17 protein-coding genes are annotated in these 18,010 nt (G+C 71.0%); 6 read left to right on the top strand and 11 right to left on the bottom strand.

Translation table 11 applies throughout. The features are described from left to right. The first annotated feature begins 56 nt into the window (after nt 1-56). Nucleotides 57-1,007, top strand: a complete 951-nt coding sequence (locus AWU67_RS16435; protein ID WP_067232997.1) for a phosphoribosylaminoimidazolesuccinocarboxamide synthase — start codon at nt 57-59, stop codon at nt 1,005-1,007. A 10-nt stretch (nt 1,008-1,017) separates the two neighbouring features. Here AWU67_RS16435 and AWU67_RS17585 read toward each other — a convergent pair whose 3' ends face one another. Both AWU67_RS17585 and AWU67_RS16430 read right to left on the bottom strand, forming a co-directional pair. Next, nucleotides 1,018-1,296, bottom strand: a complete 279-nt coding sequence (locus AWU67_RS17585) for a hypothetical protein (protein WP_199922316.1) — start codon at nt 1,294-1,296, stop codon at nt 1,018-1,020. After that, complete coding sequence (locus tag AWU67_RS16430; protein ID WP_199922315.1) at nt 1,293-2,228, bottom strand: adenosylhomocysteinase; 936 nt, start codon at nt 2,226-2,228, stop codon at nt 1,293-1,295. Before AWU67_RS16430 ends, AWU67_RS17585 begins: the two co-directional genes overlap by 4 nt. 97 nt (nt 2,229-2,325) lie before the next feature. On the opposite strand from AWU67_RS16430, the gene AWU67_RS16425 reads away from it, so the two are divergent. After that, nucleotides 2,326-3,369, top strand: coding sequence for a LacI family DNA-binding transcriptional regulator (locus tag AWU67_RS16425; RefSeq protein ID WP_067231589.1), 1,044 nt, complete (start codon nt 2,326-2,328; stop codon nt 3,367-3,369). A gap of 151 nt (nt 3,370-3,520) precedes the next feature. Next, on the top strand, nt 3,521-4,405 hold the full coding sequence (locus tag AWU67_RS16420; protein WP_067231586.1) for a VOC family protein: 885 nt from the start codon (nt 3,521-3,523) through the stop codon (nt 4,403-4,405). A 2-nt stretch (nt 4,406-4,407) separates the two neighbouring features. Here the strand turns inward: AWU67_RS16420 and AWU67_RS16415 are convergent, their stop codons facing one another. Beyond that, nucleotides 4,408-5,037, bottom strand: coding sequence for a TetR/AcrR family transcriptional regulator (locus AWU67_RS16415; RefSeq protein ID WP_067231582.1), 630 nt, complete (start codon nt 5,035-5,037; stop codon nt 4,408-4,410). A 171-nt stretch (nt 5,038-5,208) separates the two neighbouring features. Here AWU67_RS16415 and kynA point away from each other — a divergent pair, with 171 nt between their 5' ends. The 3 genes from kynA (at nt 5,209) to AWU67_RS16400 (ending at nt 8,546) form a co-directional block, all read left to right on the top strand. Next, nucleotides 5,209-6,063: a tryptophan 2,3-dioxygenase gene (gene kynA / locus AWU67_RS16410; RefSeq protein WP_067231578.1), complete on the top strand. Its 855-nt coding sequence runs from the start codon at nt 5,209-5,211 to the stop codon at nt 6,061-6,063. Nucleotides 6,064-6,138: 75 nt separating this feature from the next. Further along, nucleotides 6,139-7,221 carry a hypothetical protein gene (locus AWU67_RS16405; RefSeq protein WP_067231575.1) on the top strand — a complete coding sequence of 361 codons (1,083 nt, stop codon included), beginning with the start codon at nt 6,139-6,141 and terminating at the stop codon, nt 7,219-7,221. After that, entirely contained in the window at nt 7,218-8,546 is a 1,329-nt protein-coding gene (locus tag AWU67_RS16400) for a kynureninase (RefSeq protein WP_067231572.1), read from the top strand. The genes AWU67_RS16405 and AWU67_RS16400 overlap by 4 nt, the downstream gene beginning before the upstream one ends. A gap of 63 nt (nt 8,547-8,609) precedes the next feature. Here AWU67_RS16400 and AWU67_RS16395 read toward each other — a convergent pair whose 3' ends face one another. The 8 genes from AWU67_RS16395 to AWU67_RS16360 all read right to left on the bottom strand — a co-directional run bounded on the left by AWU67_RS16395 (nt 8,610) and on the right by AWU67_RS16360 (nt 17,882). Next, entirely contained in the window at nt 8,610-9,896 is a 1,287-nt protein-coding gene (locus AWU67_RS16395) for a zinc-binding dehydrogenase (protein ID WP_082717095.1), read from the bottom strand. A gap of 8 nt (nt 9,897-9,904) precedes the next feature. Beyond that, the gene (locus tag AWU67_RS16390; protein ID WP_082717094.1) at nt 9,905-10,819 is read right to left on the bottom strand and encodes a phosphonatase-like hydrolase; all 915 of its coding nucleotides are present in this window, start codon (nt 10,817-10,819) and stop codon (nt 9,905-9,907) included. Between the two features lie 52 nt (nt 10,820-10,871). Beyond that, nucleotides 10,872-12,083 carry a TIGR03364 family FAD-dependent oxidoreductase gene (locus AWU67_RS16385; RefSeq protein ID WP_067231569.1) on the bottom strand — a complete coding sequence of 404 codons (1,212 nt, stop codon included), beginning with the start codon at nt 12,081-12,083 and terminating at the stop codon, nt 10,872-10,874. Next, a complete protein-coding gene (phnE, locus tag AWU67_RS16380) occupies nt 12,083-13,861 on the bottom strand; it encodes a phosphonate ABC transporter, permease protein PhnE (protein WP_067231565.1) in 1,779 nt (592 codons plus the stop codon). The genes AWU67_RS16385 and phnE overlap by 1 nt, the downstream gene beginning before the upstream one ends. Next, a complete protein-coding gene (phnC, locus tag AWU67_RS16375) occupies nt 13,861-14,748 on the bottom strand; it encodes a phosphonate ABC transporter ATP-binding protein (RefSeq protein ID WP_082717093.1) in 888 nt (295 codons plus the stop codon). Before phnC ends, phnE begins: the two co-directional genes overlap by 1 nt. 119 nt (nt 14,749-14,867) lie before the next feature. Further along, nucleotides 14,868-15,842 (bottom strand): phosphate/phosphite/phosphonate ABC transporter substrate-binding protein, encoded by a 975-nt coding sequence (locus tag AWU67_RS16370; RefSeq protein ID WP_234407295.1) that lies wholly within the window; start codon nt 15,840-15,842, stop codon nt 14,868-14,870. Nucleotides 15,843-16,002: 160 nt separating this feature from the next. Continuing rightward, nucleotides 16,003-16,893, bottom strand: coding sequence for an ABC transporter permease (locus AWU67_RS16365; protein ID WP_082717092.1), 891 nt, complete (start codon nt 16,891-16,893; stop codon nt 16,003-16,005). Beyond that, nucleotides 16,890-17,882, bottom strand: a complete 993-nt coding sequence (locus AWU67_RS16360) for an ATP-binding cassette domain-containing protein (RefSeq protein WP_067232985.1) — start codon at nt 17,880-17,882, stop codon at nt 16,890-16,892. The genes AWU67_RS16365 and AWU67_RS16360 overlap by 4 nt, the downstream gene beginning before the upstream one ends. Between the last annotated feature and the right edge of the window lie 128 nt (nt 17,883-18,010).

The following is an 18,010-nucleotide window of genomic DNA, read 5'->3' as shown; positions in this document are numbered from 1 at the left end:
GACCGGGTGCGATCGGGCGGGGCGGAGCGCCCGCCGATGTGCGCGAGAATGGTCTCGTGACCAACGAGACCCAGCCCTCCGCATCGTCCGCCGTCGAGCTCCCGGGCTGGACCCACGTCTACTCGGGCAAGGTCCGCGACCTGTATGTGCCGACGTCGAGCATGACCGATGACGACTCCTGGACGGGCGACCCGCTGGCCGCCAGCCCTGAGGTGCTCGTCGTCGCCAGCGACCGTGTGAGCGCGTTCGACCACGTGCTCGAGCCGGGCATCCCCGGCAAGGGCGAGCTGCTGACCACCCTCAGCCTGTGGTGGTTCGACCAGCTGCAGGTGCCCAACCACCTGATCGCCGACCACGGCCTCGACGGCGCCAGCCGCATCCCAGCCGCCGTCGCCGGCCGCGCCATGCTGGTGCGCACCCTGGACATGTTCCCGGTCGAGTGCGTCGTGCGCGGCTACCTGACCGGCAGTGGCTGGAAGGAGTACCAGGCGTCACAGACCGTCTGCGGCATCCCGCTGCCTGCCGGCCTCACGAACGGCGACCGCCTGCCCGAGCCGATCTACACCCCGGCGTGGAAGGCCCCGATGGGCGAGCACGACGAGAACATCAGCTACGAGCGCACGGTCGAGCTGGTGGGGGCGGATGTCGCGACCGAGCTGCGCGCGTTGTCGCTGCAGATCTTCGCCGACGCATCCGCCATCGCCGAGGCGCACGGCCTGATCCTGGCCGACACCAAGTTCGAGTTCGGCGCCGACCGCGAGACCGGCGTGATCCGCCTCGGTGACGAGGTGCTCACCAGCGATTCCAGCCGCTACTGGGACGGCGAGACCTACGCGACGGCCGCCACTCCCGAGGCGCGCATGGCCAGCTTCGACAAGCAGATCGTGCGCGACTGGCTCGCCACCAACTGGGACCAGCAAGGCACCCCGCCGGAGCTGCCCGCCGAGATCGTCGAGCAGACGGCCGCCCGCTACCGCGAGCTGCTGGGGCGCCTGACCGCGCTGTAACCCCGCGCGGTCACCGGCCAGGGGCGCTCTCGGCGCTCACCAGCGCGGCCGCCTCCCAGCCCGCCAGCGCCTCCGCGCCGGTCGCGGCAGCGACGAACTGGTTGGCGACGGCCTCGTCGATCGCACGCGGCACGGGCACGACGGCCGAGCGCGCGTCGAGGCCGCCACCGGCGATCAGCTCGAGGCAGCGGGCCTGCAGGGCGAAGCCGATGTCCATGGCGTCGATCGAGTTGCCGAGCGCACCGGGGCCGGCCAGGTTCATCATGTGCCCGCGGGCGATGAGATTCACCGCCCGGCCATCCTGGAGCTGCAGCCGCTCGATGCCGGACTCGTAGCGTCGATACCGACGACCTCTGGGGAAGCGAGGATGCCGTCGACGTCGATCTCGTCGGGGAAGTGCCCGGCATTGCCGAGCAGCACGTCGTTCTTCAGGTGCGTCAGGTCGGCGGGGTTCAGCACGCCCGACGCCCCGGTGACGGTCACGATGAAGTCGGCCGTCGCGAGCGCCTCCTCGCGCGATGTGACGACGAAGCCATCCAGCAGCGCCTCGAGGCGGCGCACCGGGTCGGCCTCCACCACGGTCACCGTCGCGTTGGCGTTCTTGAAGTTGCGCGCCACGCCCTGGCCGCACGAGCCATAGCCGAACACCGTGACGCGGCGGCCGTTGGTGCCGAGGTTCGTGAGGCGCATCATCGACTCGAAGACGCTCTGGCCAACGCCGAGCCGGTTCTCTGCGAACTGCTTGATCGGGCTGTCGTTGATCACCAGGATCGGGCGCGCCAGCTCCTCGCGCAGCGGAGCCAGCCGCATCCGCCCGGACGTCGTCTCCTCCGTTCCGCCGATGAGGCCCTGGTATGGCTCGTCGAGGAAGGCAGCGAAAAGGTCGCCGCCGTTGTCGAGCAGGAGCTCCGGCTTCGCAGCCACGACCTGACGCAGGAACCCGCGGTGCTCCTCGCGGTCGGTCGTGTGGGCGCCGATCACGCGCACACCGTGTTCGGCGAGGTAGTCGTTGGTGCCCTGCTGGGTCGAGTTGAGGTTGCCCGTCGCCACCACCTGGGCGCCGCCGGCCGTGAGCGTCAGCAACAGCGCAACGGTCTTCGGCTCCAGGTGGATCCCGGTGCCGATCGTGAGCCCATCGAAGGGGCGGGTCTCGCGGAACTCCCCCGCGATCGCGTTCAGCAGGCGCGTGTTCGCCAGCACCCAGTCAATACGAGTCTTCACAATGCTCTCCTCCGACTAATCCGTCATACGAATGACGTACCGCGATAGTATGACCACGCGGGGCACACTGTCAACGCATGAACAGAGAGGCCGGCAGTTGAACAGCCACCACGGGCAGCAGGCGCGTCGCCCGGCCACGAGCGAGGATGTCGCCGCCCACGCCGGCGTTTCGCAGTCCTCGGTCTCACTCGTCTTCTCCGGCAAGGATGCCGGCCGCGTCTCCGCGGTCACGGCCGCCCGGATCAGGCAGAGCGCGCTGGAACTCGGCTATCAGCCGAACCTCAACGCGGCCGCGCTCAAGACGGGCCGCGCCAACGTGCTGGCCCTCGCGGTGCCGACGATCGCCCAGCCCTACTTCGCCCGGGTGCTGCTCGGCGCAGAGCGTGCGGCCCGGCGCAACGGCCACGCCGTCGTGCTGTTCAACAGCGACAGCGGCCTGCCCTGGACCACCCGGTTGAGCGCGATGATCAGGGGCAGCCAGCTCGATGGCGCGATCATCTACGCCCCGACCGAAGACGAAGCGCTCGAACTCGCCAGTCAGGGGCTGCCGCTCGTCTTCGCCGAGACGCATATTCCGGATGCCGCATACGTCGGGATCGACGTCGAGCTGGGCATGGAACTGGCGGCCGATCATCTGGTCGAGCTCGGCCACCGGCAGATCGGCCACCTGGCCGTTGACAGCCGGCGCGCCACCTATCGTCGACGCGCCGAGGCGCTCCACGCCCGGCTGCGGAGCACCGGACGGGTGATCTCCGACTCCGCCTCCGAGGCGGCGAGCCTCGACTGGGATGAGGCGGAGGCCGCCGCGCACCGGCTGCTCGAGGCGGCGCCGGAGATGACGGCGGCGGTCTGCGACGACGACCTCCTCGCGGCGGCGCTGCTCAAGGCGGCCGCGGTGCGGGGCATCGCCGTGCCCGAGCGACTCTCGGTCATCGGCTTCGGCAACATCGACGTTGCCCGCATGCTCTCGCCGGAGCTCAGCACTGTCGCGCTGCCGGCTGAGGAGCTCGGCGAGCGGGCCGTCGAGCAGCTGCTCGCGACCATCGCGGGGGCCGCCGCACCTGCCGACGCGGCCTCCCCCGCTGACCTCGCGCCCCGGCTCGTTGCCCGGGGCTCGACGGCGGCGGTGCGAGCAGGCTAGGCGGCGCCGCCGGGGCAGCTGCGGTCGGCAGCTCGCGGGTGCTGCTGGTGCTGGCTTCGGTCGCTGGCGCTCCCTCGAGCCAACGGGGTGTGGCCAGCGGGTAGCGATCCGCTGGCGGAATACGGCGGCCACGGCATCCGTTTCACTCGATATGACCGCACCGATCCCCACACGCAGCGCCTCCGAGCTTCTCGCCCCCGACACCGGAATGGGCGCGGTGACCCTGCGCGTCGGCAACCTCGACGCCATGATCGCCTACTACCGCGACGCCGTCACCCTGCAGCTGCTCAGCCACGAGGGTCCGATCGCGGTGCTCGGCCGAGGGACCACCCCGATCGTCATCCTGCAGCACGCCCCCGAGCTGGTGAACCCCGAGCCGCGCGCCGCAGGCCTGTTCCACACGGCGATCCTGTTCGAGACCCAGGCCGCGCTCGCCGCCGCCGTCTATTCGGTCGCCAGCCGACACCCGAACACCTTCACGGGCAGCGCCGACCACCTGGTCAGCGAGGCCTTCTACTTCAACGACCCCGAGGGCAACGGCATCGAGCTGTACTGGGACCGCACGCGCACCGAGTGGAGCTGGACCCACGGCACCATCGAGATGGCCACCCTCGCCCTCGACCCCAACGCCTACCTGCAGAGCCACCTCACCGAGGCCGGCGTGGCCGACCCCGTGATCGGCGGCGCCGTCGTCGGCCACGTGCACCTCTCGGTCGGCGATGTCGCCGCTGCCCGTGACTTCTACGTCGACTCGCTCGGCTTCGAGACCACAGCGGAGATGGGCGGCAGCGCCCTCTTCGTCTCGGCCGGCGGCTACCACCACCACATGGCCATGAACACCTGGAACAGCCGCGGCGCCGGCCGCCGCCAGCAGGCGCTCGGGCTCGGTCAGGTCGACATCATTGTTCCGGATGCCGACGACCTCGGCGCACTGCAGGAGCGCATGACGCACCACAAGATCGGCGTGCGTGACGACGGCCAGACGCTCAGCTTCGACGACCCGTGGGCGAACCTCATCCGGGTGCGCACGGCCTAGGCTCAGCGGGGCGGCAGCGCGCTGCGCACGTTCTCGGCGCGCAGCCCGTCCAGCATGATGCCGAGTGGGCGCCGCCAGTCCAGCGGCGGATCCTCTCCGCGCAGCAGTGACTGCCCGCCGAGCAGCGTGATCAGGCGGGAGACGTCGCTGCGCTCCACGTCGGGGCGCAGCTCGCCGGCCGCCTGCGCCCGAGTGATGAGCTCGACGAGCGGCCGCTCCCTGCTCGGCTCCGGGATGTACTCGGGGTCGGCGGCGCCCAGATACTCGATGATCGAGACAAGCCCCGGGTCTTCCACCAGCCACTGCGTCATCCGCTCGACGTAGACCACCAGGCCCTGCCAGGCGCTCGGCGCATTGACGGCCTCGGATGCCGTTCCGCCCAGCTCGGCGACGGACTGCTCGTACAGCGCCCGCATCAGCTCCGTGCGGTTCGGGAAGTGCCGGTAGAGCGTCGCAATGCCCAGCTCCGCGCGGCGGGCGATCTCCTCGAGCGACGCCTCGCTGCCCTGTTCGGCCACCACCTCGCGCGCCTGCTGCAGCAGGCGCTCATAGTTGCGCTGTGCGTCCTTGCGCCGTCGGGGCGGGTCGCCGCCGGATCGGCGCGCATGTTCTGCGCCGTCGGAAGGGCTCATCCCCTCAGCGTACGCGCGTGACGTTCCGCGCACGCTGGCAATCCTCCGCAGAGCCGGTCGGCGCCTTGCCGCGCCTGCGACGCGCCCGGCCACATTGCGCGGGTGCCCCGCTGGCAGCGAAAATGCATGGAGCAGCCAGCAGGCTGCGCGACGTTTCGTGCAAGGAGAACTGTGTCGGTCGAAAAGAACACCCGCGATTTCGACCCCGGCATTGTGACCGACTTCCGAGAACGGATGAGCTACGGCGGTTACCTGCAGCTGGACACCTTGCTCTCGGCCCAACTGCCGGTCAGCGTGCCCGAGCACCACGACGAGCTGCTGTTCATCGTGCAGCACCAGACCACCGAGCTCTGGCTGAAGCTCGTGCTGCACGAGCTGGCGAGCGCCCGCGACCTGCTGCGCGCCGACCAGCTCGCCCCCGCGCTCAAGCGCATCGCCCGGGTCAAGCACATCCAGCGCACGCTCACCGAGCAGTGGTCGGTGCTGGCCACCCTCACTCCCACCGAGTACGCCGAGTTCCGCGGTTTCCTCGGCAACTCCAGCGGCTTCCAGTCGTGGCAGTACCGGGCCGTGGAGTTCGTGCTCGGCAACAAGAACCGGCGCATGCTCAACGTGTTCCAGGCGGATGCCGCGGCATCCGCCCTGCTCAGCGAGCTGCTCGAGGCGCCCAGCATCTACGACGAGTTCCTGCGCTACCTGCACCGGGCCGGCCACGCCGTGCCCGACTCCGTGCTGGAACGCGACGTGACCGAGGCGTGGGTGCTCGACCCGGAACTGGTGCCCGTGTTCACGAACATCTACGAGAACGCGAGCGAGAACTGGGCGGCCTACGAGGCGTGCGAGGAGTTCGTCGACCTGGAGGAGAACTTCCAGCTCTGGCGGTTCCGGCACCTGAAGACGGTGCAGCGCACCATCGGCATGAAGACCGGCACCGGCGGATCGACCGGCGCCGCGTTCCTGCAGAAGGCGCTCGAGCTGACCTTCTTCCCCGAGCTCTACGCGGTGCGCACCGAGATCGGTCGCTAGCGTGCGTGATTTCGACAAGCTCAATCAGCGGGGGTTGCCGATGGTTGAGCCTGTCGAAACCCGGCAGCGGGCCGCATGACGCCCGGCACCCGGCACCTCGGCGTGCAGCAGTGGTGGTCGGGCGGGTGGCGCGGGGCGGCGGTGTTCGCCCTGCAGGGCGGCCTGCTGCATCCGCTGCCCGACTTCGACCGAGCAACAACGCCCGTCGACCTCGAACTGCCCGGCACCCTGTTCCCGCAGCTGACCGACCAGCACGTACACCTCGGGCTGGGCCGGCCGGAGCTGCTCCTGCCCGGCGGCATCACGCACGTCGTCGACCTCGGCTGGAGGCCCGCCGAGGCCACCGGCTGGCTGGCCGCGAGCGCGCAGCCCGGCTCGACGCTGCCCGCGGTGCGCATCGCAGGCGCCTTCCTCAGCTGCGCCGGCGGCTACCCGAGCTCATCCGGCTGGGCGCCCGCCGGCTCGACCGTTGAGCTGGCCACCGACGCCGCAGAGACCGGGCAGGCCGCGGATGCCGTCGCCGCCCAGCTCGCGGCCGGCGCCTCCGTCATCAAGCTCATGTTCAACAGCGCCGCCGGGCCGGTGCCGGGCGACGGCGTCGCCGCCGCCGTCGTGGCGGCCGCCCGCGCGCACGGCGTGCCCGTCGTCGCACACACCGAGGGCGCCGGTCAGGCCGCCCGGGCGTTGGACGCCGGGGTCTCCGCCCTCGCCCACACCCCGTTCACCGAGGCGCTCGATGACGCCCTGCTCCGCCGGATGGCCGTGGCCGGACTGTCCTGGATCTCCACGCTCGACATCCATGGCTGGGGCGCCGCGACGCCGGAGCGGGCGATCGCCATCGACAACGTGCGCCGCTTCACGGCAGTCGGCGGCCGTGTGCTCTACGGCACCGACCTCGGCAACGGGCCGCTGCCAAACGGGGTGAACGAGCGCGAGTTGCTCGCCCTGGCCGAGGCCGGACTGACCCCGGACGCCCTCGTCGCCAGCATCGCGGGCGCCGAGCACGCACCGCTGTCTGCAGCACAGCCCGCCATCGGACCGCGCGTCGCGTGGGTTCCCGGCACTCCCCCGGCCACCGGCTACAGTGCTGACACCGCCCGCTGGCTCGCCGGAGCACGCGGAACCACGACCGCCCACCTCGAGGAGACACTGCCATGACAACGATCCCGAAGCCGGGCCCCGGCCTGCGCCAGGCGGCATCCGTCACCCCGCCCGCCGCGGCGCACGCCGACCCCTCGCGCGCCGACGACCTGCTCGCGTTTGCCCGGCGGGCGGATGCCGCCGACCCCCTCGCCGCCTACCGTGCCCGCTTCGCCGGCGCCGAGAGCGACCTGGTCTACTTCGACGGCAACTCGCTGGGCCGGCCGCCGGTGTCGGCGATCGAGCGCATTCAGACGTTCCTGCGCGAGGAGTGGGCCGGCCGGCTGATCCGTGGCTGGGACGAGAAGTGGCTGCGCCTGCCCTACGAGATCGGCGACCGCATCGGCCGCTCGGTGATCGGCGCGGCCGCCGGCCAGACCGTGATCGGCGACTCCACCACGGTGCTGCTCTACAAGCTGGCCCGCGCCGCCGTCGACGCTCAGGTGGCGCGCGACCCGCAGCGCACCGAGATCGTCGTCGACACCGACAACTTTCCGACCGACCGCTACGTGCTCGACGGCATCGCGAAGGAGCGCGGCCTCACCCTGCGCTGGATCGAGGTCGACACCAGCGCCGGCGTGACCGCGGAGCAGTTGGCATCCGTCGTCGGGCCCCAGACCGCCCTCGTCGTCGTCTCGCACGTCGCCTACCGCTCGGCCCACCTTGCGGATGCCGCCGAGCTGACCCGCATCACGCACGACGCCGGCGCGCTGATCCTCTGGGACCTGTGCCACTCGGCCGGCGCGACGACTGTCGAGGCGGACGCCTGGGGCTTCGACCTGGCCGTCGGCTGCACCTACAAGTACCTGAACGGCGGGCCGGGATCGCCCGCCTTCGCCTACGTGCGCGCCGGCCTGCAGGGCGAGCTGGCGCAGCCGATCCAGGGCTGGTGGGGCACCAGCGACATGTTCGCGATGGGGCCCGAGTACGTGCCGGCTCCCGGCATGCAGCGCTTCGTGAGCGGCACCGCGTCGATCGTCGGCATGCTCGCGATGCAGGACACGCTGGAGATGATCGAGGAGGCGGGCATGGCCGCCATCCGGGCGAAGTCCGAGGCGCTGACCGCGTACGCGATCCGGCTGCACGAGGCGTGGCTGGCCCCGCTCGGCGTGACGCTCGCGACGCCGGCCGAGCCGGGCCAGCGCGGCGGGCACGTCACGCTGCACCACCCGGCGATGCGCGAGGTGAACGCTGCGCTCTGGACGCAGGACGTGATCCCCGACTACCGCGACCCGGGCGGCCTGCGCATCGGCCTCGCCCCGCTGTCGACAAGCTTCGACGAGGTCTACCGCGGCCTCGCCGCCGCCCGCGACACCCTCCGCACCCTCCTCGCCACGACCTAGAAGGTCCGTTGAGAGCGGTCAAATGGCCACTTTTCGGGTCTGGAACCGGCCATTTGACCGCTCTCAACGGAATTGGGGCGGGGGGATGAGGCGCCCGGTGCGATCGCGGGCGGGGTGCGGCGTCGGCACGGCGTGCGGAAGCCGACTCGGGGCCAGACCGATGCGCGCGGCGGCGACACCGGCAATGCCCGACGGGCGGGAGCCGGGGGCCGGCGTGACGCCGCCCAAGCGCGCGGCGGCGTCGAATGCCTCGTCGATCTGTTCCAGCGGGAACACCTCGCCGAGCAGCTGCTCGAAGGGGTGCCGCCGCCACGCGTCGGCGAGGTAGTCGGCCGCGCGCTGCAGCTGCGCCGGGGTGTAGTTGTGCACGCCGCGCACGGTGAGCAGCTGGCGCACGAGGCGCTCCGGGTCGATCGGCACGGGCGCGCCCGGCGAGACGCTGCCGACGAGCACAAGCACCCCGCCGGTGTCGAGGGCGGCGAGGGCGGACGCCACGGCAGGGGCCGCGCCGGAGAGCTCGAGAGCGACGTCGCACAGCCCGCGCCCCCGAGTCTGCGCGGCGAGCACACGACCGAGGCTGCCTGCGGCACCGGAGGGCAGGGCGGGGTCGGCGACGGCGGCCGCGCCGAAGCGCAGCGCGGCCGCACGCCGCTCGGCGCTCGGGTCGCTGACGACCACCCGCGCCCCGGCATCCGCGGCCATCGCCGTGGCGGTGAGGCCGAGCATGCCGGCTCCCGTCACCAGCACGGTGCGCCCGGAGAGCGGCGCACTCTGCTCTGCCGCCTCGATCGCGGCGACGACCGTGGCAGTGGCGCACGATGCCGGCGCGAGAACGCCGGCCGGGGTCGCGTCATCGACGATCACGATGCCGGTCCCCCGCTTCAGGTGCACGGCCGAGGCGAAGCCGCCGCTCAACTCCCACTCGTGGCGCACGGCCTCGTGGCCGTACTTCGCCGCAGAGACGCACTTGTTCGGGAGCCCGCGCCGGCAGCGCGCGCAGCGCCCGCAGGACACGACGACCGACCAGACCACCCGCATCCCCGGTTCGAGCCGGCGACCGTCGACGGCGCGCACCGGCCCCGCGGTCGCGAGCACCCGGCCGACCTGCTCGTGGCCGAGGACCGACGGCGACGGCCCCGGCCGGTGGCCGGCGACCGTGTGCACGTCCGAACCGCAGATCGTCGCGAGCTCCACTGCCACGAGGGCGTCGCCCGGGGCGAGCCGAATGTCGGGCACGGCAAGCGCCTCGTGCGGGCGGCCGATTCCCGACCACACCATCGCAAGGGCGGCCGGAGCCAGGTCGAGATCGAGTGTGTCACCGCGCGGTGCCGCGAGCGTTGCGTGAGGCATCGTCCGGCCTACGCCCGGGTTCCGGGTGCGCCGGTTGCGACGTCGGCGTTCGCCTCCGCGTCACCCGCAGCGTCACCCACTGCATCACCGTCGAGCAGGCCGAGCAGCGCGGGCAGCTGGGCGATCGACGCGACGATGTCGTCTGCTCCGGCGTCCTCCAACGTTTCCTCGTCGTGTGCACCGCTCAGCACACCGATGACGAGTCCGGCCCCGGCGCGGGCGCCGCTCTGCATGTCGGAGGCGGTGTCGCCGACCACGATCATCGCTTCGACCGAGCTCGTCTCTGTACGCAGCAGCGCGGTGAGCGGCATGTCGGGGTGAGGACGGCCACGGCCGGCATCCGCCGGGGTGAGCACGAGGTCGGCGAGACCGTGCCAGTCGAGCGCGTCGAGGATCGCAGTGACCGTCGGCCGGGCGAAGCCCGTAGTCAGAGCCACGGTGACGCCGGCCTGCTGCAGCTGCTCTATCGCGCGCCGGGCACCAGGAATCTCGGACACGCCCTCCTCGGCGACGATCTCGGCGTAGGCGGCCTCGAAGGCGGCGTTGGCGGCCTGGGCACGCTGCTCGTCGCCGGTGATCGCACGGAAGACCTCGATCTTCGACTGCCCCATGGTCACCCGGACGTACTCAAGTGCCGCCTCGCGCTCCTCCGGGGTCGCGCCGATATTCTGCCGCTCGGCAACCCGGCCGAAGGCACGCTCGACGGTGCCGTCATCGGCCACGGTGGTGCCGGCCATGTCGAGCACGACGAGCTCGATCGGCACCTCGTACTCGTCGATCTCGAGTTCGTCGCCGCGCTCCTCATCGGCGTCGAACGCGTCGAGCGCGTCATCGAGCTCCCGCTCGAAGTCGAGCTCCTCCGGGGCGATGCCGGTGCTCTCGCTGGTGGCCGAGGTTTCTGTGGTGTCTGTGGTGTCGGTCATGCTGAACCTGTCTTTCTGGATGCCCGTGGAGCGGGGTGTGGCGGTGAGGAGGCTATGCCCGTGCGGATTCGGCGAGCGCGGTGATCACGCTGTCGGCAAGCCCCAGACCGCAGGTCATGCCGATGCCGGTGGTCGCCGCGACGATGTGCACACCGGGCAGCGGCGACTCGACCAGGAACTCGTCCGGGCCGGACGCATACACGCCCTGCCAGCGTTCGAGCACCTGCAGTCTGGCCCCGCCGAACAGCTCGCTCGTGAGCGCGGCGAGGGCATCGAAGGCGCCCTCCTGTTGGAACGGCGTCACCGACTGCCCGCGGTAATGCGTGTCGCCGACGATCAGGCTGCCGTCGGGCAGCTGCGTGTACATCTGGTTGAGGTCGAGCGCCATCAGCTCCGGGTGTTGCCGTCCCAGGCGGGCGCGCAAGGCCGTCGTCGCCGTCGACGCCGCGAAGCCGGAGTAGCGGAGCATGGACCAGCCGGTGAGGAGTGGGCCGGGCAGGGCAAACGGTGGCGCGGCTGGCCCGCCGGCCGGCTCAACGCGCACGCGCATCATGTCGAGGCCGCAGCGGCGGATACCGACGGCCTGCGCGACCTCGCCGAAGAGCTGGTCGATGTCGTGGTTGACGGAGACGATGATCGTGTCGGCGGCGATGTGGCCGCGGCTGGTGGCGAGCACCCCAGACTTCACGGAGTGCACCGCGCTCTGCCAGCGGAACTGCACACCGCGGCCGGCCAACCAGCGCGCCAGTGCGGGCACGGCCTCGCGCGGGTTCAGCTGCAGGTCATCGCGCATCCACGCCCCGCCGACGACGTCGGCTCCGAGCGCCGGGATCGCCACACGCATCTCGGCCGCGTCGAGCAGTTCGACCGAGGCGCCCGGCCCCGCCGGCCCGGCACCCGCAGACCGGGCGAAGTCAGCCAACACGGCCGCTTCGTCATCCGCGCGCGCCACCAGCCAGGCCCCACTTGTGCGGTGCCACATCCCGGTCTCGGCGGCGATGCGCAACCAGAGCTCGCGGCTGCGCTCGGCGTAGGCCCGGGCCTGCCCGGTCTGCGCGCTCACGCAGGCGTGGCCGAAGTTGCGGATCGAGGCGCCGGCGATCTCGGCGGCACGGTCGACGACGACAACGGAGAGCCCCCGGTCGATGGCGGCGAGCGCGTGCCCGAGCCCGACGACACCGGCTCCGACGATGGCCACATCGAATTCTTCGAGTGTTCCGGTGACGCGGCCGGATGCGCGCCCGATGGCGGTTGTGGAGACCATCACTGGAGCGCCTTTCTGATCCAGCTGGCGAGGCCCTCGACGACGAGCACGGTGGCGGTCATCATCAGCACGATCGCCATCACCTCGTCGTAAGCAGAGATGCGCCCGGCGTTGTTGAGGTAGAAGCCGATTCCGCCACCGCCGACGATGCCGAGGATGGTGGCCGCGCGCAGGTTGGTGTCGAGCATGTAGAAGCTATGCCCGACGATTGCCTTGGTGGATGGCGGCATCGTGGCAGCCGCGTAGACCTGCAGGCGCGTCGCGCCGCCGGCGCGCAGGGCGCGCTCCGGGCCGGGGCTCACCTCCTCGAAGCTGTCGGCGAAGAGCTTGCCGAGCAGGCCGATGCCGCAGAAGCCAAGCGCGAGCACACCGGCCTGCGGTCCGAAACCGGTAATCACGATGAGCACGATCGCGAGGATCAGCTCGGGGATGCCGCGCACGACGACGAGGCTGAGCCGCGCACCGACGCGGGTCGCACGATTCGGCGCGATATTGCGGGCGGCAAGCGAGCCGACGACGAGCGAGAGCACCAGGCTGAGCAGCGTCGCGGCCAGCGCGATCTGGATCGTCTCGGCCATCGCGCCGAACATCTGCTCGGGCAGGTAGTTGCCGAAGCTCGGCGGCCAGAGCTTCGCGAGCACCGCCGGCACGTACTTCCAGAAGGTGAGCAGGTCGCCCCACTGAATGTCGCAGACCCAAACGGCGGCGACGATCACCAGGGCGGTCACCGACAGCCACACCGTGTTCTTGCGCCGGCTCGCCGTCCAGGGGCGCCGCATGGCGGCATCGACGTCGGCGAAGCCGGCCGTACCGCGCGAAGCGAACGGGGCCCGCTCGGCGCGTGCGGCGATGCCGGGCGCGGTTTCCGCCCCGCGGCGGCCCTGCACGCTGCGACCGGCCCTGACGGCGGCCCGCACGGTGCGGTCGCCGAGGCCACGCCCGTTCGGCGTGATGCCGAGCAGCGAGGTGCGCACGGCCGAGGAGACGATCTCCATGGCGATGCAGAGCACGAAGATCACGAGGGCGAGACCCATCGCGAGGGCGTAGTCGAGCGACTGCAGCGCGAAGGCAAGGTCGTGGCCGAGGCCGACGACACCGACGTAGCCAAGGATCACGGAGCCGCGCAGATTGATGTCGTTGCGGTGCAGAATGGTCGCCACGAAGGAGGGGGCGACCTGGGGCAGCACGCCGCTGAAGAACTGCTGCGCGGTACTGCCGCCCGTCGCGCGGATGGCGCGGCGCGGCCCCTCGTCGATCTGCTCGATCGCGTCGGCGAAGAGCTTGGAGATCATGCCGATCGAGTGGATGCCGATGGCGATGATGCCCGGCAGCGCGCCGAGGGTGAACATGCCGGCGAGGATCATGGCAATGACGACGTCGGGGACGGCGCGGCTGACGACGCCGATCGAGCGGCCAGCGACGCGCCAGCCGGAGCCGGGCGTTGTGTTGCTCGCGGCCAGATAGGCGACCGGCAGCGAGAGCACAGCGGCCAGCAGCGTTCCGACGATGACGATGCCCAGGGTGAGGGCCGTCGACCACAGCAGCTCGCCGAGCGGCGGGAACTCCAATGGCAGCGCCCGAGCCAAGAAGTGCTCGGCGTTGCCCCAGCTGGCGATCATGTCCGGCACCGAGATGCCGACGTCGGCGAAGGACCACGCGGCCGCGCCGAGCACGAGCAGGATGGCGACAATCGCGGCGATGCGCTCCGGCGAGGAGCGCGGCCGCGGGGGCGCCGCCACTGCGCGGCGCGACGCCGGGGCGAGGGTGGCGGTGCTCATCAGGCCGGCCCGCCGGCGGCATCCGTGCCCGCGAACTGCCGCTCAAGCTCGCTGATGGCGCGGAACTCGCTCGTGGTCGTGGCCACGCGGCCGTAGATTTCCATCACCTGGGCCTTGCTGAGCCCGTCCGTGGGGGTGTCGAGCACGACCTCGCCGTGCCGGAGGCCGACGATGCGGTCGCCCCAGCCGAGGGCGAGGTCGACCTGGTGCAGGCTGCACAGCACGGTGAGGCCCTGGTCGAGCGCGATCTCGCGGATCAGCGTCATCACCTGCTCGCTCGACTCGGGGTCGAGTGAGGCGACGGGCTCGTCCGCGAGGAGCACCTCGGGGTTCTGCATCAGCGCGCGGGCGATGGCGACGCGCTGCTGCTGCCCGCCGGAGAGGGTGTCGGCCCGTTGGTAGGCGGCATTGAGCAGCCCGACCCGGTCGAGGTGGCCGAGGGCGGCGCGCTTGAGCTCGCGCGGGTAGCTGATCAGCCCCAGGCGGGGCCCGCGGAGTGCGGCGAGCGCCCCGGTGAGCACGTTCTCGAGCACGCTGAGCGAGCCGACGAGCTCGAACTGCTGGAACACGAAGCCGATGCGGCTGCGCAGCCGGCGCAACTCGCGCCCGGTGAGCTGCGCCAGGTCGCGGCCGAGCACGCTGATCTCGCCGGAGCTCGGCTGCTCGAGGCCGTCAACGTGCCGCAGCAGCGTCGACTTGCCCGAGCCGGAGAGCCCGAGCAGCACGACGATCTCGCCGCGCCTGACCTCCAGGTTCACGTCGCTGAGCGCGGCGAGCTCGCCGAAGCGCTTGCCTAGGCCGCGCATCCGCACCACGGTCTCGGCGTCGGAGGCGGACGGTGCGGAGACAGCGTGCGCAGTCAGCGGCGCGGGCACGAGCTCGGTCATGGCTGGGTTCCTTCGGTGCTGGTGGTGCGGGTGGGCTTGCGCTGCGGTCGGGGTCCGGTTGCCGCGTGCGCGCGGCATCCGGACCCCGCCCAGGCGATGCTAGAGACGGCTGGCGCCGACTACTGGCACTGCTTGGCGTTGGTCGCCTCGCAGATGTCGCGGATCAGGTCGTAGTACTTGTCATCGACCGGGGAGAGCGCATAGAAGGTCTTGATGAAGCCCGCGGAGTCGGCGTTCTTGATGCCGGCTTCCTGGATGTCGGCGATGGTGATGTTGCTGAGGCCGTCGATGATCGTGGCCTTCAGCTCGGCGGGGAGGCTGTCGGAGACGACCATGGGAGCGCCGGGGACCTTGGTCTTGCCGACGATCTTCACGCCCTCCTGGTGCTCGGCGACGGAGTCCTCGGCGAAACCGGCCTCACACTCGACGCCCTCGGAGGTCTTCAGCGCCGAGACGTCGTGCTTGCCAGCGAAGACGGGGGTGATGTCGGTCTCCGGGTCGATGCCGGCCTCGAGCAGGTTGTAGCTCGGGAACAGGTAGCCCGAGGTCGAACTCGGGTCGACGAAGCAGACCTTCTTGCCCTTGAAGCCGTCGACCGAGGTGATGCTGCTGCCCTCGGGAACGATGGCCTCGGAGTAGTAGCCGGGCTCTTCACCCTCGGCGGTGATGATCGAGGCGAACGGCGTGATCTTGGCGCCGTTGTTGGTGGCGGTGACGTAGGTGAAGCCGGAGAAGCTGGCGACGTCGATCTTGCCGGCGACGGCGGCCTCGATGAGCGCGGCGTAGTCGGTGGACTCGTGGTACTCGACGTCCTTCCCGGTGATCTCGGCGATGTAGTCCATCAGCGGCTGGTAGTTGGTCTGCGTGTCGACGGTGTCGGGAACGACGCCGAAGACGAGGGTGGCATCGTCCTTGGCGAAGCTGACCGTCTCGGCGTTGGCGTTGGCGTTGGCGTCGGCGTCGGCGGCCCCGTCGGTGGTTCCGGATGCCGGGGCGCAGGCGGCCAGTCCGACGGTGAGTGCGAGCGCGGCGCCCGCGGCGAGGAGCCGCGGAAGGGTGAAGCTGCTGGCGCGGGGCGTGGAGAGCAGTGACACGAAGGTGACCTTTCAGGATTCCGGCTGGTGCGAATGCGGCGTGGCCGCCGCGGACACCGATCACGGTAGGCAGCCCGGGCGAACCGTCGATCACTCAGCGGTAGCGCGCGGGTGAACGCCGGCTGCACAGCACCCCTCAGGGTGGGCCCGTCCGAACCCCTCAGCGGGAGCTGATGCTCACGAACTTGCGGATGCAGAGCGGCACGAACACGGCGAGCATCACGGCCACGCCGATCAGCACGGCCGCGATCGGGTACTGCTGCGGCCAGGCGTCGCCGACCGGGGTGCCCGGCGGCACGTTGCCGAACAGCTCGCGGGCCGCCTGCACCAGCGCCGACACCGGGTTGTACTCGGCGATCGTCTGCAGCACCGGTGGCAGCGTCTCGGCCGGCACGAAGGCGTTCGAGATGAACGTGAGCGGGAACAGGATCAGGAAGGCCACGTTGTTGATCACCTCGGGGCTGCGCACGCTCATACCGACGAACGCCATCACCCAGGAGAAGGCGTAGGCGAACAGCAGGATCAGCGCCACACCGGCCAGGCCGGACCAGAAGCCGGAGGTGATGCGCCAGCCGACGATCAGCCCGGTGAGCATCATGACGACCATCGACAGCGCGTTGATGCAGAGGTCACCGTTGGTGCGGCCGATCAGCACCGCCGACGGGCTCATCGGCAGCGTGCGGAAGCGGTCGATGATTCCGTCCTTCAGATCCTGCGCCATCGCCGAGCCCGAGTAGGTGGAGCCGAACACCACCGTCTGGGCGAAGATGCCGGCCATGATGAACTCGGTGTAGCTGCTGCCCGGAATCGTGATGACGCCCGAGTAGATGTAGGTGAACAGCAGCACGAACATGATCGGCTGCAGCGTGGTGAACACCAGGATGTCAGGCACCCGCTTGATCTTGATCAGGTTGCGCCGGGTGGTGATCCAGCCGTCGTTGAACCAGGTGGCGACGGATGACGGCACGCTCGCCGCATCCGGCAGCCCCTGGGCCGCGACCGCCGCCAGGGCGTCCGGGGCGCTGGTCGGGTCGTCCCGCAACTCGCTCATGATCCCTCCTCCGCACCCGCATCGTCCTCGTCCTCGGCCCCGGCTGAATGGCCGGTGAGCTTGAGGAACACGTCGTCGAGGGTGGGCCGGCGCATGCCGGCGTCGTGCAGCCGGATGCCGGCGGCATTCAGTTCGCCGAGCACGCGCTCCAGCGCGAGCGGCCCCTCGCGCACGCCGACCGAGAGCTCACGGCCGTCGCCACCCACGTGCGGCTCCGCCTCGCCGTGCCGCTGCAGGATCTCACCGGCCACGGCGCCGTCCGCGGCATCCATCAGCGTCAACTCGATCTGCTGGCCGCCGATCTGCGCCTTCAGCTCGTCGGCGGTGCCCTCGGCGATGAGCTTGCCGCCGTCGATCACCGAGATGTCGTCGGCCAGCCGGTCGGCCTCCTCCAGGTATTGCGTGGTGAGGAAGACGGTCGTGCCCTCGCTCACCAGGGTGGTGATGACGTCCCACATGCCGAGCCGGCTGCGCGGGTCGAGACCCGTCGTCGGCTCGTCGAGGAACAGCACCGGCGGGCGGGAGAAGATGGCGCCGGCCAGGTCGATGCGCCGCCGCATGCCGCCGGAGAAGCCCTTGACCGGGCGGTTCTGCGCCTCGGTCAGCCCGAAGGCGTTGATCAGCTCCTGCGCCCGCCGCCGGGACGCCTGCGCGCCCAGGTGGTACAGCCGACCGACCATGTCGAGGTTCTCGAAGCCGGTGAGGTTCTCGTCGACGGCGGCGTACTGGCCGGAGACGCCGATGATCGGCCGGATGCGGCCGGCATCATGCACGACGTCGATGCCGTCGATCGTGGCGTGGCCGGCATCCGGTTTGATCAGGGTGGTGAGCGCCTTGACCATGGTGGTCTTGCCCGCGCCGTTCGGCCCGAGCAAGGCGCGCACGGTGCCCTGGTTCACGCTGAGGTCGACCCCGTCCAGTGCGCGCACCGGGTCGGAGCCCTTGGGCCGGTAGATTTTCACGAGCCCGTCAACCTGAATGAAGCTCATCTTGTGCACGCTACGCTCGCGCCCACGCGGCGGCAAGGTTTGTGCGGCGGTGTTCGGGTGCCGCTCAGCTAGCGCTGGGGCGCCCTCGGCGTGGGCTCACGGCCTCCGGGGCACCGGCTAGAATTGAC

It is taken from the genome of Microterricola viridarii, assembly GCF_001542775.1.
GTDB lineage: Bacteria > Actinomycetota > Actinomycetes > Actinomycetales > Microbacteriaceae > Microterricola > Microterricola viridarii_A.
Note: the sequence above shows the minus strand (reverse complement) of the source record. Positions and strands in the feature narration are given on the sequence as shown.

Coding starts and splice junctions, on each gene's coding strand:
- AWU67_RS16395 (WP_082717095.1), bottom strand. CDS start 9,896: ATGCCTCACGCAACGCTCGCGGCACCGCGCGGTGACACACTCGATCTC.
- AWU67_RS16390 (WP_082717094.1), bottom strand. CDS start 10,819: ATGACCGACACCACAGACACCACAGAAACCTCGGCCACCAGCGAGAGC.
- AWU67_RS16405 (WP_067231575.1), top strand. CDS start 6,139: ATGACGCCCGGCACCCGGCACCTCGGCGTGCAGCAGTGGTGGTCGGGC.
- phnC (WP_082717093.1), bottom strand. CDS start 14,748: ATGACCGAGCTCGTGCCCGCGCCGCTGACTGCGCACGCTGTCTCCGCA.
- phnE (WP_067231565.1), bottom strand. CDS start 13,861: ATGAGCACCGCCACCCTCGCCCCGGCGTCGCGCCGCGCAGTGGCGGCG.
- AWU67_RS16415 (WP_067231582.1), bottom strand. CDS start 5,037: ATGAGCCCTTCCGACGGCGCAGAACATGCGCGCCGATCCGGCGGCGAC.
- AWU67_RS16400 (WP_067231572.1), top strand. CDS start 7,218: ATGACAACGATCCCGAAGCCGGGCCCCGGCCTGCGCCAGGCGGCATCC.
- AWU67_RS16360 (WP_067232985.1), bottom strand. CDS start 17,882: ATGAGCTTCATTCAGGTTGACGGGCTCGTGAAAATCTACCGGCCCAAG.
- AWU67_RS16420 (WP_067231586.1), top strand. CDS start 3,521: ATGACCGCACCGATCCCCACACGCAGCGCCTCCGAGCTTCTCGCCCCC.
- AWU67_RS16365 (WP_082717092.1), bottom strand. CDS start 16,893: ATGAGCGAGTTGCGGGACGACCCGACCAGCGCCCCGGACGCCCTGGCG.
- AWU67_RS16385 (WP_067231569.1), bottom strand. CDS start 12,083: ATGGTCTCCACAACCGCCATCGGGCGCGCATCCGGCCGCGTCACCGGA.